The organism is Mycobacterium shottsii (genome assembly GCF_010728525.1).
Lineage (GTDB): Bacteria > Actinomycetota > Actinomycetes > Mycobacteriales > Mycobacteriaceae > Mycobacterium > Mycobacterium marinum.
This window is the reverse complement of sequence record NZ_AP022572.1, coordinates 658,006-673,957: the sequence shown is the minus strand read 5'-3', so window position 1 is coordinate 673,957 and position 15,952 is coordinate 658,006. Positions and strand designations below refer to the sequence as shown.

General features: G+C 65.9%; 15 protein-coding genes, 1 tRNA gene and 1 pseudogene. 12 read left to right on the top strand and 5 right to left on the bottom strand.

Going from position 1 to position 15,952, the window contains the following annotated elements; translation table 11 throughout:
* Positions 1-10: 10 nt before the first annotated feature.
* Positions 11-271 (top strand): annotated as a pseudogene (locus G6N41_RS03200) (IS21 family transposase); the annotation flags it as partial.
* On the top strand, positions 268-1,080 hold the full coding sequence (istB, locus tag G6N41_RS03195; RefSeq protein ID WP_198965275.1) for an IS21-like element helper ATPase IstB: 813 nt from the start codon (positions 268-270) through the stop codon (positions 1,078-1,080). The pseudogene G6N41_RS03200 and the gene istB, both read left to right, overlap by 4 nt.
* 291 nt (positions 1,081-1,371) lie before the next feature.
* Here the strand turns inward: istB and G6N41_RS03190 are convergent, their stop codons facing one another.
* Together G6N41_RS03190 and G6N41_RS03185 are read right to left on the bottom strand one after the other, a co-directional pair.
* A complete protein-coding gene (locus G6N41_RS03190) occupies positions 1,372-1,770 on the bottom strand; it encodes an AbiJ-related protein (RefSeq protein ID WP_198966580.1) in 399 nt (132 codons plus the stop codon).
* Positions 1,771-1,962: 192 nt separating this feature from the next.
* Positions 1,963-2,045: transfer RNA gene (locus G6N41_RS03185), tRNA-Leu, on the bottom strand.
* A 293-nt stretch (positions 2,046-2,338) separates the two neighbouring features.
* Here G6N41_RS03185 and G6N41_RS03180 point away from each other — a divergent pair.
* The 7 genes from G6N41_RS03180 (at position 2,339) to pknB (ending at position 12,268) form a co-directional block, all read left to right on the top strand.
* Positions 2,339-4,000: a DUF3662 and FHA domain-containing protein gene (locus G6N41_RS03180; RefSeq protein ID WP_198966579.1), complete on the top strand. Its 1,662-nt coding sequence runs from the start codon at positions 2,339-2,341 to the stop codon at positions 3,998-4,000.
* A gap of 134 nt (positions 4,001-4,134) precedes the next feature.
* On the top strand, positions 4,135-4,602 hold the full coding sequence (locus G6N41_RS03175; RefSeq protein ID WP_015353896.1) for an FHA domain-containing protein FhaB/FipA: 468 nt from the start codon (positions 4,135-4,137) through the stop codon (positions 4,600-4,602).
* On the top strand, positions 4,599-6,158 hold the full coding sequence (locus G6N41_RS03170; RefSeq protein ID WP_198966578.1) for a PP2C family protein-serine/threonine phosphatase: 1,560 nt from the start codon (positions 4,599-4,601) through the stop codon (positions 6,156-6,158). Before G6N41_RS03175 ends, G6N41_RS03170 begins: the two co-directional genes overlap by 4 nt.
* The gene (locus G6N41_RS03165) at positions 6,155-7,564 is read left to right on the top strand and encodes an FtsW/RodA/SpoVE family cell cycle protein (protein ID WP_198966577.1); all 1,410 of its coding nucleotides are present in this window, start codon (positions 6,155-6,157) and stop codon (positions 7,562-7,564) included. Before G6N41_RS03170 ends, G6N41_RS03165 begins: the two co-directional genes overlap by 4 nt.
* On the top strand, positions 7,561-9,036 hold the full coding sequence (gene pbpA, locus G6N41_RS03160) for a D,D-transpeptidase PbpA (RefSeq protein ID WP_198966576.1): 1,476 nt from the start codon (positions 7,561-7,563) through the stop codon (positions 9,034-9,036). The genes G6N41_RS03165 and pbpA overlap by 4 nt, the downstream gene beginning before the upstream one ends.
* Positions 9,033-10,391, top strand: coding sequence for a serine/threonine-protein kinase (locus tag G6N41_RS03155; RefSeq protein ID WP_198966575.1), 1,359 nt, complete (start codon positions 9,033-9,035; stop codon positions 10,389-10,391). The genes pbpA and G6N41_RS03155 overlap by 4 nt, the downstream gene beginning before the upstream one ends.
* Positions 10,388-12,268 (top strand): Stk1 family PASTA domain-containing Ser/Thr kinase, encoded by a 1,881-nt coding sequence (pknB, locus tag G6N41_RS03150; RefSeq protein WP_198966574.1) that lies wholly within the window; start codon positions 10,388-10,390, stop codon positions 12,266-12,268. Before G6N41_RS03155 ends, pknB begins: the two co-directional genes overlap by 4 nt.
* On the opposite strand, the gene G6N41_RS03145 is transcribed toward pknB, so the two are convergent.
* The gene (locus tag G6N41_RS03145) at positions 12,246-12,932 is read right to left on the bottom strand and encodes an aminodeoxychorismate/anthranilate synthase component II (RefSeq protein ID WP_198966573.1); all 687 of its coding nucleotides are present in this window, start codon (positions 12,930-12,932) and stop codon (positions 12,246-12,248) included. The genes pknB and G6N41_RS03145 overlap by 23 nt on opposite strands.
* Positions 12,933-12,969: 37 nt before the next feature.
* Positions 12,970-13,713, bottom strand: coding sequence for a DUF881 domain-containing protein (locus G6N41_RS03140; protein ID WP_198966572.1), 744 nt, complete (start codon positions 13,711-13,713; stop codon positions 12,970-12,972).
* 128 nt (positions 13,714-13,841) lie between these two features.
* On the opposite strand from G6N41_RS03140, the gene crgA reads away from it, so the two are divergent.
* Both crgA and G6N41_RS03130 read left to right on the top strand, forming a co-directional pair.
* The gene (crgA, locus tag G6N41_RS03135; RefSeq protein WP_011738418.1) at positions 13,842-14,123 is read left to right on the top strand and encodes a cell division protein CrgA; all 282 of its coding nucleotides are present in this window, start codon (positions 13,842-13,844) and stop codon (positions 14,121-14,123) included.
* 155 nt (positions 14,124-14,278) lie between these two features.
* The gene (locus G6N41_RS03130) at positions 14,279-14,704 is read left to right on the top strand and encodes a PH domain-containing protein (RefSeq protein WP_198966571.1); all 426 of its coding nucleotides are present in this window, start codon (positions 14,279-14,281) and stop codon (positions 14,702-14,704) included.
* Between the two features lie 10 nt (positions 14,705-14,714).
* On the opposite strand, the gene G6N41_RS03125 is transcribed toward G6N41_RS03130, so the two are convergent.
* The gene (locus G6N41_RS03125; RefSeq protein WP_011738416.1) at positions 14,715-15,263 is read right to left on the bottom strand and encodes a peptidylprolyl isomerase; all 549 of its coding nucleotides are present in this window, start codon (positions 15,261-15,263) and stop codon (positions 14,715-14,717) included.
* 164 nt (positions 15,264-15,427) lie between these two features.
* Here G6N41_RS03125 and cwsA point away from each other — a divergent pair, with 164 nt between their 5' ends.
* The gene (gene cwsA, locus G6N41_RS03120; RefSeq protein WP_020727528.1) at positions 15,428-15,856 is read left to right on the top strand and encodes a cell wall synthesis protein CwsA; all 429 of its coding nucleotides are present in this window, start codon (positions 15,428-15,430) and stop codon (positions 15,854-15,856) included.
* Positions 15,857-15,952: the final 96 nt, after the last annotated feature.

The window sequence follows — 15,952 nt, the reverse complement described above, 5'->3', positions numbered from 1 at the left end:
CAGACAGGACCTAGCCGCAGAGCTGGAGATCCTGCTCGCCCTGGGGGCCGCCCACGGCACCGACGCGCTGATCGCGGCGCTGCACCGGGCGGTGGCGTTTCGCCGGTTCCGGGCCGCCGACGTGCGCTCCATCCTGGCCGCGGGCACCGGAACCCCACAACCCCGCCCTGCCGGGGATGCGCTGATTCTGGACCTACCGGTCGCCCCGATGCGTTCCCTGGACGCCTACAAGATCGGACCCGTCGGAGCCGATGACGAGGTGATCTCATGACCACGACATCACCAACGACTGCCGTCGAACCCGTGGCGCCGCCGTCGGTGCCGCCGCTGGCCGCTGATCTGGATGCCGGGCTGCGGCGGTTGAAGTTGGCCGCGGTGCGGCGCAGCGCACCCGAGGTCTTGCTGACCGCCAAGACCCAACGCTGGACTCCTGAGGAAGTGCTGCGCACGCTCGTCGAGACCGAACTGGCCGCCCGGGATGCCTCCAACATCGTCAACCGGCTCAAGGCCGCCGCGTTCCCCGTCTCGAAAACGTTGGAGTCCTTCGACGTGGCCGCCTCGTCGATCCCGCCGAAGGTTTTCGACTACCTGTCAAGTCTGGAATGGATACGGGCCCAACAGAACCTGGCGATCATCGGCCCGGCCGGCACCGGCAAATCCCACACCCTGATCGGGTTGGGGACCGCGGCGATCCACGCCGGGCTCAGGGTCCGCTACTTCACCGCCGCTGATCTCGTCGAGACCCTCTACCGCGGCCTGGCCGACAACACCGTCGGCAAGATCATCGAATCGCTGCTGCGGGTCGACCTGATCATCTTGGACGAACTCGGCTTCGCCCCACTCGATGACACCGGTACCCAACTGCTGTTCCGCTTGGTCGCCGGCGCCTACGAACGCCGCAGCCTGGCCATCGGGTCACACTGGCCCTTCGAACAATGGGGCCGGTTCCTGCCCGAGCAGACCACCGCAGTCAGCATCCTCAACCGCCTGCTACACCACGCCAGCCTCGTCATCACCGACGGCGACTCCTACCGCATGAAGGACGCCCAGCACCGGAAGGAGCAACCCACACCAACCTAGGAACTACCGCCCGGGGTGGATACTTCTATCTGGCCACCAGCGGATACTTCAACTTGGCCATTGACAACCAGAGTGGTGGAGAATGATCCTGAACGAGCTTTCGACCAGGTTCTTCGACGACGAGATCGCAGCGGCCGGATCTGAGCTGAGAGTGTCACGGATGCGTACAAGACGCTCTTCCAGCACCACCGGGTCGGTCAGGAGTTCACTTCGCCGAGCCGAAGGTCCGGGCTTGCGCCGTGAAAGGAGTCGCGGTGACGCCATCCGTAGACGGCATGGCCACTGATCCAGTCAGCTGGGTAGAGCTCGGAGCCGTCCTTTGGCGAGGGCTTCGTTGAAAGCGTTGAGAAGTCTGCCGACCTCCTCCTCATCGGGTCTCACCAACGGGTGCAGAATTTCAGCGAGGAATTGCAGAACGAGTTCGTCATCGCCGTGCTGCAACCCGAAGCGGCTGTCAGTAAACACCCAATCGTCTGGCCAGTCTTCAGGGTTGTTCACACGATGCTGCCGGATATCGCCTACTGCTGACTTGTACCTAGAATCAGTGCTTGGCATTGAGTCCAAGTCGTAGATGCGCGCCAAGAACTCGGGCTCCTCCAACCTCCCCTCCCAGAGCACCTTCGACAGGGTGATCGTGTCGAAGATCCCGCGCCGCGTGACAGGGGTAATGAGCTTCGTCGGCACGCCCACAACTCCTTAATCCTGGACCCGACCCACCACGGTTGGTGGTTAGTGAACTTCCACGATTATGGGGATCTACGCGACAAAATCCCCCGCAGCTCCTGAAGTCGCACCTGAAACCCGTCTCATCGCAGACACAAAGGTCACAAGCCATTTCTGGTTCGTGACCTTTGTGTCTGGAGTTCGTAGAACTCCTCGCTGTGGGCGAAGGGGGACTTGAACCCCCATGTCCCGAAGGACACTGGCACCTGAAGCCAGCGCGTCTGCCATTCCGCCACTCGCCCAAACGACCGGAGGACCATATCACTCTAGTGGGCCCGAACCCCAACCGCTGCCAACGGGGTGGGGCCGGGGGCAGCCCCGGGAACCCCGGCCGAGCCGCAGTTCGACCCCAGCGGCCCTGGCACACGGACCAACTTCTGGGTCTCTGAAGTGTCTCGATGTGATTCTCAGGGTTCTCACGGTGCCCCAGGGTCACGGTGTCCCGATAGCATGGTCTGTTGACCACGACCCGCGGGTGAGTCGTTTGCTTTGCGCCAACGATGGACCACAACACAGTGAGGCGAGCGCTGACGAGATGGGTAGCCAGAAAGGGCTAGTTCAGCGCATCGAGCGCAAACTCGAGTCGACGGTGGGCGACGCATTTGCCCGGATGTTCGGCGGATCGATCGTCCCGCAAGAGGTCGAAGCCCTGTTGCGACGGGAAGCGGCCGACGGCGTGCGCTCCCTGCCGGGAAATCGCCTTTTGGCCCCCAACGAATACATCATTACCCTCAGTGTGCACGACGCTGAGGAATTGGGCGCCGATCCACACCTCACGTCGAGCGAATTTGCTCGGTACTTGGCGGACTACATCCATGAACAGGGGTGGCAAACTTATGGTGATGTGGTCGTCCGGTTTGAGCAGTCATCGAGCCTGCATACTGGCCAGTTCCGCGCCCGCGGGGCTGTTAACCCCGACGTCGAGCCCCGCCCGACAGTCAACGATTCCGCCCAGCCACAATCTAACGATGCGTTTGGCGCAGAACCAGGAGTACCACCAATGACTGACAACTCGAGCTACCGCGGCGGTCAGGGGCAGGGGCGGCCCGACGAGTACTACGACGAGCGTTACGCCCGTCCGCAAGAAGACCCGCGCGGCGGTCCGCACGGCGGACCCGACCCACGTGGTGGATACCCGCCGGAGGCCGGGGGTTACCCGCCTCAGCCCGGGTACCCGCCGCCACGCCCGCAAGACCAGGGCGGCTACCCGGAACAGCGCGGCTACCCCGAGCAGGGCGGCTACCCCGACCAGCGCGGCTACCAAGACCAGCGCGGCTACCCCGAGCAGGGCGGCTACCCCGAGCAGGGCGGCTACCCCGACCAGCGCGGTTACCCCGAGCAGGGTGGCTACCCGCCGTCGTATGAGCAGCGTCCGCCCGCGCCCGGAGGTTACGGCGCCCCGGGCTACGACCAGGGTTACCGCCAGGGTGGCGGCTACGGCCAACCGCCGGGCGGTGAGCCCGGATACGGGGGCTACGGCGAATACGGCCGCGAGCCCGCACGCCAGGACGAGGGCGCCTATTCAGCGCCCGCGGCTCCTTCGGCACCCCCTGAGGCGCAGCGCCCGGGATACCCCGACCAGGGTGGCGGCTACGACCAGGGCTACCAGCAGGGCGGCGCCGGGTACGGCCGGCCCGAGTATGGCCAGGGCGACTACACCCAATACGCCGACACGTCCTCCCCGGGCGGCTACCCGCCGCAGGGCGCCGGATACGCCGACCCGGCCGGTCGCGACTACGAGTACGGCCAAGCGGCGGCCCCCGACTACGGCCAGGCCCCATCCGACTACGGCCAGGCCCCATCCGACTACGGCCAGGCCCCATCCGACTACGGTCAGGCACCGCCCGAGTACGGCCAGCCGGCCGGCGGCGGTTACGGCGGTTACGGACAGAGCGGCTACGGGGCTGCCGGGTCTTCGGTGATCCTGCAGCTCGACGATGGAAGCGGACGCACGTACCAGCTCCGCGACGGGTCCAACATCATCGGCCGCGGGCAGGACGCGCAGTTCCGGTTGCCCGACACCGGGGTGTCACGTCGCCATCTGGAGATCCGCTGGGATGGACAGGTTGCGCTGCTGGCGGACCTGAACTCGACCAACGGCACCACCGTCAACAACGCGCCCGTGCAGGAGTGGCAGTTGGCCGACGGCGATGTGATTCGCTTGGGCCATTCCGAGATAATCGTCCGCATCCACTGACCCTCTGGGCTCACAGCTGCCGTGCTTTACCTCCGCACCGACCGCCGTCCAAGTATCGTGACCTTGCTGATGTGCTCGGCACCGGCGTGGGGTGGGCAGTGCCAGGACGGATGCCAGGACGGAAAGGACGCCAGATGCAGGGGTTAGTACTGCAACTGACGCGTGCCGGTTTTTTGATGCTGCTGTGGCTTTTCATCTGGTCGGTGTTGCGGATCCTGCGGACCGATATCTACGCACCGACCGGTGCCGTCATGGTGCGCCGCGGTCTGGCGTTGCGCGGGACGCTCTTACCGTCGCGGCGGCGCGGGCAGTCGGCACGCTATCTCGTAGTGACCGAGGGGGCGCTGACCGGCGCCCGCATAACTTTGAGTGGACAGCCGGTATTGATTGGACGCGCGGACGACTCGACCCTGGTGTTGACTGACGACTACGCCTCGACGCGCCACGCCAGGCTTTCCCAACGAGGATCGGAGTGGTACGTCGAGGACTTAGGATCGACCAACGGTACTTACCTTGACAGGGCGAAGGTGACGACTGCGGTACGAGTTCCCATGGGAACGCCGGTGCGAATCGGCAAGACGGCAATCGAGTTGCGCCCGTGACCCTAGTCTTGCGCTACGCCGCCCGCAGTGATCGCGGCCTGGTACGCGCCAATAACGAGGACTCCGTGTACGCCGGGGCACGCCTGTTGGCGCTGGCCGACGGCATGGGCGGCCACGCCGCCGGGGAAGTGGCATCCCAGTTGGTCATCGCCGCGCTGGCACATCTGGACGACGACGAGCCCGGCGGCGACCTGCTGGCCAAGCTGGATGCCGCGGTCCGCTCCGGCAACTCGGCTATCGCCGCCCAAGTCGAGATGGAACCCGAGCTCGAAGGCATGGGGACGACACTCACCGCGATCCTGTTTGCCGGTAACCGACTGGGGCTGGTGCACATCGGTGACTCCCGCGGCTACCTGCTGCGCGACGGTGAGCTGACACAGATCACCAAGGACGACACGTTTGTCCAGACGCTGGTGGACGAGGGACGGATCACCGCGGAGGAGGCGCACAGCCACCCGCAGCGTTCGCTGATCATGCGTGCGCTGACCGGTCATGAGGTCGAGCCGACGTTGACCATGCGAGAAGCTCGCGCCGGCGACCGCTATCTGCTGTGCTCGGACGGCCTGTCGGACCCGGTGAGCGACGAAACCATCCATGAAGCGCTGCAGATTCCCGACGTCGCCGAAAGCGCCTACCGTCTCATCGAGCTGGCCCTGCGCGGGGGCGGTCCCGACAACGTCACGGTCGTGGTGGCCGACGTCGTCGACTACGAATACGGACAAACCCAGCCTATCCTGGCCGGCGCGGTCTCCGGTGATGACGACCAGCTGACCCTGCCCAACACCGCCGCAGGACGGGCTTCGGCGATAACCGCCCGCAAAGAGGCGGTCAAGCGGGTTCCGCCGCAAGTCGAGACCGTTCACCGGCCTCGCTGGTCATGGCGACGAATGGCGCTGGTCGCCACGCTGGTGGTGCTGCTGGTGGTGGCGGGCCTGTTCATCAGCCGCGCGGTGATCCGCAACAACTATTACGTCGCCGAATTCAACGGCACCGTATCGATCATGCGGGGCATTCAGGAGTCGTTTCTGGGCATGTCCCTGCACGAGCCGTATCTCATGGGCTGTCTGAACGCACGCAACGAGCTGTCCCAAATCAGCTATCAGCAATCCGGCGAGCATCTCGACTGCAATCTGATGAAGTTGGACGACCTACGCCCACCCGAACGCGCACAGGTGCAGGCCGGCCTTCCCGCCGGCTCGCTCGACAACGCGATCGGGCAGTTGCGCGAGTTGGCCGCCAACTCGCTGCTGCCGCCCTGCCCCGCGCCGCGCGCCACCTCGCCGCCGGAATCATCTGCCCCGAGCACCGCCAGCGAGACACCCGGACAGCCCAGCGTCACCTCCTCACCAGCGTCGACGACCACCCCGACTCCCTCGGCCAGCACCACGCCGACCACGACTTCCGGAAGTACGGCAGCTACCAGCACCCCGCCCACGGGTACCTCGCCGGCGGCCCCGACGTCACCCACTCCGACGTCGACGACGAGTTCGCCGAACGTGACCGCACTCCCGCCACCCCCACCGCAGCCGGGCATTGACTGCCGGGCGGTGGCATGACGACCCAGCTGCAGCCACCGGTAACGGTGACGCCCCCGTTGCCGACCCGACGAAACGCCGAACTGCTGCTGTTGTGCTTCGCCGCGGTGATCACCATCGCTGCGCTATTCATCGTGGAAGCCAATCAAGACCGGGCCATCCATTGGGACCTAGCCAGCTACGGGCTGGCGTTCCTCACCCTGTTCGGCTTCGCTCACCTGGCGATCAGACGCTTCGCGCCGTTCACCGATCCGCTGCTGCTGCCGGTGGTGGCGCTGCTCAACGGACTAGGCCTGGTGATGATCCACCGGCTCGACCTCGTCGACAAGCAGATCGGCCACCGCGCACATCCCAGCGCAAACCAGCAGATGCTGTGGACTCTGGTCGGGGTGGCGTCGTTTGCGCTGGTGGTGACGTTTCTCAAGGACCATCGCCAGCTGGCGCGCTATGGCTACACGTGTGGTCTGGCGGGTCTGGTGTTGCTGGCGATCCCCGCGGTACTGCCCGCGGCCTTGTCTGAGGAAAACGGCTCCAAGATCTGGATTCGGTTGCCCGGCTTCTCCATCCAGCCCGCCGAGTTCTCCAAGATTCTGCTGCTGATCTTCTTTTTGGCGGTGCTGGTGGCCAAGCGCGGACTGTTCACCAGCGCCGGCAAGCACCTGATGGGCATGACCCTGCCGCGCCCGCGCGACCTCGCGCCGCTGCTGGCGGCCTGGGTGGCCTCGGTCGGTGTGATGGTCTTCGAAAAGGACCTCGGCACCTCGCTGCTGTTGTACGCGTCATTCCTGGTGGTGCTTTACCTGGCCACGCAACGCTTCAGTTGGGTCATCATCGGGCTGACACTGTTCACCGCCGGAAGCGTGGTCGCCTACTTCGTTTTCCACCACGTCCGCGTCCGGGTGCAGAACTGGCTGGACCCGTTCGGCGATCCCGACGGCACCGGCTACCAAATGGTGCAAGCCCTGTTCAGCTTCGCAACCGGCGGCATCTTCGGTACCGGTCTGGGCAACGGACAGCCCGACACCGTGCCCGCGGCGTCGACCGACTTCATCATCGCCGCGTTCGGGGAAGAGCTCGGGCTGGTGGGGCTGGCCGCCATCTTGATGCTCTACACCATCGTCATCATCCGCGGACTGCGTACGGCGATCGCCACCCGCGACAGCTTCGGCAAGCTCTTGGCCGCCGGTCTGGCATCAACGCTGGCCATCCAGCTGTTCATCGTCGTCGGCGGCGTCACCAAGCTCATCCCGCTGACCGGGTTGACCACACCATGGATGTCCTACGGCGGGTCGTCGCTGCTGGCCAACTACGTGTTGCTGGCCATCCTGGCGCGAATCTCCCACGGTGCCCGACGACCGTTGCGCACCCGCCCTCGAAATACGTCGTCCATCGCGGCGGCCGGCACTGAGGTGATCGAGCGGGTATGAACGCCTCTCTGCGCCGAATCTCGGTGACCGTGATGGCGTTGATCGTGCTACTACTGCTCAACGCCACGATGACCCAGGTCTTCACCGCCGACGGGTTACGAGCCGATCCCCGCAACCAGCGGGTACTCCTCGACGAGTACTCCCGCCAGCGCGGCCAGATCACCGCCGGCGGCCAGCTGCTGGCCTACTCGGTGGCCACCGACAGCCGGTTCCGTTTCCTGCGGGTTTATCCCAACCCGGAGGTGTACGCGCCGGTGACGGGCTTCTACTCGCTGCGCTATTCCAGCACCGGTCTGGAGCGCGCCGAGGATCCGCTCCTCAACGGATCCGACCAGCGCCTGTTCGGTCGCCGGCTGGCCGACTTCTTCACCGGCCGCGACCCCCGTGGCGGCAACGTCGACACCACGATCAACCCCCGCATCCAGCAGGCCGGGTGGGACGCCATGCAGCAGGGCTGCGGCGGGCCCTGCAAGGGCGCCGTCGTCGCGCTGGAACCGTCGACCGGCAAGATCTTGGCGCTGGTCTCTTCGCCGTCGTATGACCCCAACCTGCTGGCGTCGCACGATCCGGAGGCACAGGCCGAAGCCTGGAAGGATTTGCGCGACGATCCCAGCTCCCCGCTGACCAACCGGGCAATTTCGGAAACGTATCCGCCCGGCTCGACCTTCAAGGTGATCACCACCGCCGCCGCATTGCAGGCCGGGGCCACCGAGAACGACCAGCTGACCGCCGCCGCCAACATTCCGCTGCCCGACAGCACGGCGACCCTGGAGAACTACGGCGGTGCCCCGTGTGGCAGCGGGCAGACCGTGTCGCTTCGCGAGGCGTTCGCCAAGTCCTGCAACACCGCGTTTGTGCAGTTGGGCATCTCGACCGGCGCGGCGGCTCTGCGCAGCATGGCACATGCCTTCGGGCTGGACACCCCACCGAGCGCGATACCGCTGCAGGTGGCCGAGTCCACGGTCGGACCCATCCCGGATGCCGCCGCACTGGGTATGTCGAGCATCGGACAAAAGGACGTCGCGCTCACACCGCTGCAAAACGCGCAGATTGCCGCGACCATCGCCAACGGCGGCGTCGTGATGCGGCCCTACCTGGTCGACAGCCTCAAAGGGCCCGACCTGGCCAATATCAGCACCACCACACCAAATCAGCAGCGCCGCGCGGTGTCACCGCAGGTCGCCGCTAAGCTAACAGAGCTGATGGTCGCCGCCGAGCAAGTCGCACAGCAGAAAGGGGCCATCCCCGGCGTGCAGATCGCATCCAAGACGGGTACCGCAGAGCACGGCACCGATCCCCGTCATACCCCACCTCACGCGTGGTATATCGCGTTTGCCCCCGCACAGGCTCCCAAAGTTGCTGTCGCGGTGCTGGTGGAAAATGGGGCCGATCGCCTTTCTGCGACCGGCGGCGCGCTCGCGGCCCCGATCGGGCGGGCCGTGATCGAGGCCGCGCTTCAGGGGGAACCATGAGCCCAAGAGTTGGTATGACGCTGTCTGGCAGGTATCGCCTGCAGCGGCTCATCGCCACCGGTGGCATGGGCCAGGTCTGGGAGGCGGTCGACAGCCGGTTGGGCCGGCGCGTCGCGGTCAAGGTGCTCAAACAGGAATTCTCGTCGGACCCCGAGTTCATCGAGCGGTTCCGCGCCGAGGCACGCACCACCGCGATGCTCAACCATCCCGGCATCGCCGCCGTACACGACTACGGCGAAAGCCAGATGAACGGTGAGGGCCGCACCGCCTACCTGGTGATGGAGCTGGTCAACGGCGAACCGCTGAACTCCGTGCTCAAACGCACCGGGCGGCTATCGCTGCGGCACGCGCTGGACATGCTCGAGCAGACCGGGCGTGCCCTGCAGGTGGCCCACGCGGCCGGCCTGGTGCACCGCGACGTCAAGCCGGGCAACATCCTGATCACCCCCACCGGGCAGGTCAAGATCACCGACTTCGGTATCGCCAAGGCCGTCGATGCGGCACCGGTGACCCAGACCGGCATGGTGATGGGCACCGCCCAGTACATCGCGCCCGAGCAGGCACTCGGCCAGGATGCCAGCCCGTCGAGCGACGTCTACTCGTTGGGAGTGGTTGGCTACGAAGCGGTTTCGGGCAAACGACCGTTCACTGGCGACGGAGCTCTGACAGTGGCGATGAAGCACATCAAGGAGCCGCCGCCGCCGTTGCCGGCCGAACTCCCGCCGAATGTGCGCGAGCTGATCGAGATCACGCTGGTCAAGAACCCTGGCCTGCGGTACCGCAGTGGGGGACCCTTCGCCGACGCTGTCGCCGCGGTGCGCGCCGGCCGGCGCCCGCCCCGACCCAGCCAATCACCACCCGCCGGCCGGGCTGCCCCGGCAGCCATCCCATCGAGCGCACCGGCGCGGATCGCGCCCGCCCCCACCACCCGGACGACCACGCCGCGCCGAACCCGGCCCGCGACGGGCGGACACCGGCCGCCACCGGCCCGGCGTACCTTCTCCTCGGGCCAGCGCGCGTTGCTGTGGGCCGCCGGGGTGTTGGGCGCACTGGCGATCATCATCGCGGTGCTCATCGTCATCAATTCGCGGCCCGACAGCCAGCAACAGCCACCGCCGCCGACCGTCACCCAGACCACAACGGCCCACCAAACGCCGACCGGTCAGGGGCCGCGCCTTAATTGGACGGAAGGTAAAGCTATAGGGAATCCTAGACTGCAAAGCAACCAGCCTGACCTGGTCGACGATGCGGGCCGAAATCGCCCGATAGGGAACCGGGGCAGCGCAACCAGCTGGAATGTCACGGTAACGCCGCAGCATCTTGCGGCGCTGGCCCGATTTGAGATGCAGCGATGACCACCCCTCAGCACCTGTCCGACCGCTACGAACTTGGCGACATCCTCGGTTTCGGAGGCATGTCGGAGGTACACCTCGCCCGCGACCTGCGGCTACACCGCGACGTCGCGGTCAAGGTGCTGCGCGCTGACCTGGCTCGCGATCCCAGCTTCTATCTGCGCTTCCGGCGGGAGGCGCAAAACGCCGCCGCGCTCAATCACCCGGCGATTGTCGCGGTGTACGACACCGGCGAAGCCGAGACGCCGTCCGGACCGTTGCCCTACATCGTCATGGAGTACGTCAACGGGGTCACCCTGCGTGACATCGTGCACACCGACGGCCCGATGGTCCCCACGCGTGCCATCGAAATCATCGCGGACGCGTGCCAGGCACTGAACTTCAGCCATCAAAACGGCATCATTCACCGCGACGTCAAGCCGGCAAACATCATGATCAGCACCACCAATGCGGTCAAGGTGATGGACTTCGGCATCGCGCGCGCGATCGCCGACAGCGGCAACAGCGTCACCCAGACCGCGGCGGTCATCGGCACCGCGCAGTACCTGTCGCCCGAGCAGGCCCGCGGCGATTCGGTCGACGCACGATCTGACGTCTACTCGTTGGGATGCGTGCTCTACGAGATCCTGACCGGCGAGCCACCGTTCACCGGCGATTCCCCGGTCGCGGTCGCCTACCAGCATGTTCGGGAAGACCCCATCCCGCCGTCGGAACGCCACGAAGGGATCTCCGCCGAGCTGGACGCGGTGGTGCTCAAGGCCCTGGCCAAGAACCCGGACAACCGCTACCAGACCGCCGCGGAGATGCGCGCCGACCTGGCGCGGGTGCACAACGGCGAAGCGCCCGAGGCACCCAAAGTGCTGACCGGCGCCGAGCGGCGCTCCCTGACGGCGTCCTCGCCGTCCAGCCCGGCCGCCCCGCGCACCGACCCGCTGCCTCGCCAGACACTCGATGACACCGACCGGGACCGCAGCACGCCCTCGGTCGGCCGCTGGGTGGCCGTGGTGGCCGTGCTGGCCGTACTGACGATCGTCGTCACCATCGCCATCAACACGTTAGGCGGCAACACCCGCAACGTGCAAGTCCCCAATGTGCGGGGCCAAGTATCGGCGGATGCCATCGCTGCGCTGCAAAACCGTGGCTTCAAGACCCGCACCCTGCTCAAGCCGGACTCGACGATCCCACCCGACCACGTCATCGGTACCGACCCGGCCGCCAACGCCTCGGTGTCGGCCGGCGACCAGATCACCATCAACGTCTCCACCGGTCCCGAGCAGCGCGAACTCCCCGACGTCTCCTCGATGACCTACGCCGAGGCCGTCAAGAAGCTGACCGCGGCGGGATTCGGCAGGTTCAAAGAAGCCAAGTCGCCCTCGACCCCCGAACTGATGGGCAAGGTCATCGGAACCAACCCGCCGGCCAACCAGACGTCGGCGATCACCAACGTGATCACGATCATCGTCGGCTCTGGCCCCGCGACCAAGCAGATTCCCGACGTCGCGGGCCAAAGTGTTGAGGAAGCCGAACAGAACCTCAACGTTTACGGGTTCACCAAGTTCAGTCAGGCATCGGTGGATAGCCCCAAGCCTGCCGGCAGCGTCATCGCCACCAATCCGCCGGCGGGCACCACGGTGTCGATCGATTCGGTGATCGAGCTACAGGTGTCCAAGGGCAATCAGTTCGTCATGCCCGACCTGTCCGGCATGTTCTGGACCGACGCCGAGCCGCGGTTGCGCGCGCTGGGCTGGACGGGATCACTGGACAAGGGGCCCGACGTGGACGCCGGCGGTTCCCAGCACAACCGGGTCGTGTATCAGAATCCGCCCGCCGGTGCCGGGGTGAACCGCGACGGCATTGTCACGCTGAAGTTCGGTCAGTAGTTCCGGGCTCCACCAGCAGGTGCGGTCGGATCGCGCTGGCGACCTCGTTTTCCAGACGTCGCACCAGCGTGTCGTCGCGCGTCCATCCGCAGTAGGCCAGCCAGTTGGCCAGCATCCGGTGCCCGCCCTCGGTCAGGATCGACTCGGGGTGGAACTGGACACCGTGAATCGGCAGCTCGGTGTGGCGAACTCCCATGATCACTCCGCTGCGGGTGTGCGCCGTGGCTTCCAGCTCGGCCGGCAGCGAGTCCGGCAGCATGGTCAGCGAGTGATAGCGGGTTGCCGTGAACGGGTCCGGAAGTCCTTGTAGGACGCCAACATTTGTGTGATAGACGCTGCTGGCCTTACCGTGCAGCAGCTCGGGTGCCCGATCGACGGTGGCGCCGAAGGCAACCCCGATGGCCTGGTGGCCCAGGCATACCCCCAACAGTGGCGTGCGTGCCGCCGCACACGCCCGGACCAAACTCACCGATGCGCCGGCTCGTTCCGGAGTGCCCGGGCCCGGGCTGAGCAGCACCCCATCGAATTGCGCCGCGATGGCGGCCTCGTCGGAGAGCCGCGAGTCGTCGTTTCGCCACACCTCGGCCCGTACACCCAACTGGCCCAGGTACTGGACCAGGTTGAACACGAAGCTGTCGTAGTTGTCGACGACCAGGATGCGCATCGTGACAGGTTACCGTCCGGCCCGAGTTCTGGTCGGCTCAGTAGACCACCGGACCGAGCGGCTGCGCGTAGTGCATCCGGACCGGTTCGGAGTACCCGGCGACACTCACATCGGATTTGGCTTCCTCGCGGTAGCCCAAACCGAACCGCACCACATGCTGCTTGTACAGGACCACCAGTGGCGCTGCCTCCAGCGCCGCTTGCATCGCCGCCGCATCACCGATCGCGGTAATGATGTAGGGCGGTCTGTAGGTGCGACCGTTGAGCAACAGGGTGTTGCCGACGTAGCGAACCACCGAGTTGGCGATGATGCGCTGGTCCTGCATCTGAATCGCCTCAGCGCCGGCACTCCACATCGCGTTGAGAACGGCGTCGATGTCTTGTTGGTGCACCACCAGGTCATCGGGGGAGGCGTCGCGCGGGAAGCGGCCGTTGGCGTCGCGCTGCGCGTCGTTGAGCGTGACCACCAGGCCCGGGCCGTGTGCCGGATCCATATCCGCCTCGCTGGCCAACTCGCGGGCTCGGCGCAGCATCGCCGTCAGGGTGGCATCAGAGGACCGCAGGTGGTTCGCGTCGATCCGCGCGGTGAGGGCATCGCGCTCAGCGCTGAGGCGGTTGACCGATGACTGCGACTGACGGACCAGGTCCACCAGTCGTGGTGCATCGCTGCGGCGGATTTCCGCGCCGCCGGAGACCCCGTGAGTGGCGGCCAGCAGCAGACCTGCCAGTAGGCACACCAGCGGAACGCCGAAGCGCCACGGCGAGCGGCGCTCATCGGTCATGCCGCCTCCATTTCCTGGTCACAGGGCCGGTTGGGTTAGTCTCGTGGCAAAGCTATGCCTAATGCTGCAACCGTAATCGTTGCAGTCCTGTCCCGCTCATTGTGTTGTTGAGGTATTTCGAGGTACCAATGCCCAAGTCGAAGGTCCGTAAGAAGAACGACTTCACCGTCAAGCCGGTGAGCCGCACCCCAGTGAAGGTGAAGGTCGGCCCTTCCAGCGTCTGGTTCGTCGCGTTGTTCATCGGTTTGATGCTCATCGGCCTGGTCTGGTTGATGGTGTTCCAGTTGGCTGCCGTCGGTAGTCAAGCTCCCGCGGCGCTCAATTGGATGGCTCAGCTGGGTCCGTGGAACTACGCGATCGCGTTCGCTTTCATGATCACCGGATTGTTGCTCACGATGCGCTGGCACTAACTCATACCACACCCGTAATGAATTCATTACTGGGTAGGTGGGTCACCGCGCCAGCAACTCTTTTGTAGTTCAATCACACGCGTGTGATTTATCCCCACTGTTGATAGCGTCTGTGGATAACCGTATCCCCCGTGGTCGGAGGGCTGAAGTAGCGCATGCAGCAAACACAATGGTCGCCGCGGACGGCGGGAATCGCTGGTTGTGCGCTCGCTGGCGTTTTGATGGCTACCGCCGCTGTGACTGTCGCCACAGACCCGCCTGGGCGCATTCTGGCAGGCGTTGCCGCACTGGGTCTGATCTTGTTTGCGGGCGGATCGTGGCGCGCGCGGCCAAAGCTGGCAATCACGCGTGAGGGCCTAGCGATCCGCGGCTGGCTGCGGACTCAGCTGCTGCGCCCCGCCAGCATCAAGATCATCCGGATCAACGAATTCCGTCGCCATGCGCGCACGGTCCGTTTGCTCGAGATCGAGGCGGACAACGACGCCATGTTCGTCTTGTCGCGGTGGGATCTCGGTACCGATCCGCTCGACGTACTCGACGCGCTTACCGCGGCCGGCTATGCCGGCCGCGGTAAACGTTGAGCTGAAGGTGTCAGGAAATAGTGATCGACTCGATCACGACCGGTTCGGTGGGCCGGTCGCTGCCGTCGGTGGAGGTCGTCGCGATCGCCTCCACCACACCCTGTGAGTCCGGGTCGCTCACCTCGCCGAAGATCGTGTGGCGCCGATTCAGGTGCGGCGTCGGGCCGACGGTGATGAAGAACTGCGAGCCGTTGGTGCCCGGCCCGGCGTTGGCCATCGCCAGCAGGTAGGGCTTGTCGAATTGCAGCTCCGGGTGGAACTCGTCAGCGAACTTGTAGCCCGGTCCGCCGCGGCCGGTGCCGGTGGGGTCGCCGCCCTGGATCATGAAGCCCCGGATCACCCGGTGAAAGACAGCGCCATCGTAGAACGGGCCAGAGGTGCTACCGGATGCGTTCTGGGTCGAATATTCCTTGGTGCCCTGCGCAAGGCCGACAAAGTTGGCAACGGTCTTCGGAGCGTGGTTCCCGAAGAGGGCGACCTTGATATCCCCGCGGTTGGTGTGCAGCGTGGCGGTTGCAGTCTGAATTGGGCTGTTAGTCACGGAATCACAGTCTGCCATTAAAGACGGGCCCGGCCGCAGCCGGTGTCATTCCGACTCGTCGGAAGCCGTGTGCGGGCAATGGGCCCGCGAACGCCCTAATGGTGGCAGTCTGTGGAGGGACCGGAGTAGCTCTGGGCCAGGGCCTGGCAAGACGGTTTGGCACGACAGTAGAGAGGCGGCAGATGAGCGAGCAGGCGGAAGCACGGTTGACGCCACGGGAGCGACTGACCCGCGGGCTGACCTACACGGCGGTGGGGCCGGTGGATGTGACCCGAGGTGTTGTGGGACTCGGGGTGCACTCTGCGCAGTCGACCGCGTCGGAGCTTCGCCGCCGGTACCGCCAGGGCCGCTTGGCCCGCGAGGTTGCCGCCGCTCAGGAAGCGATTGCCCAGGAGCTGGCCGCCGCTCAAGAAGTGGTCGCCAATCTGCCCCAGGTGATTCAGGAGGCCCGGCGCAAGCAGGGCCGCAGTAAGCGTCCCTGGGTGATTGCCGGGGCGGTCACCGTGGTTGTCGTGGCCGGCGGTGCGGTGGCATTCACCGTGGTGCGCCGTTCGTCGCAGCCCGAGCCGTCCCCGCGCCCACCCAGCGTTGACGTCCAGCCGCGTCCCTAGGACTCGCTTAGCGTGCCCACGGACTCGGGCAACTAGGCCGGCCATCACGAAGGCTTGACCCTCACGCGACGTGAGGCACCAACCTGATCGACGTGA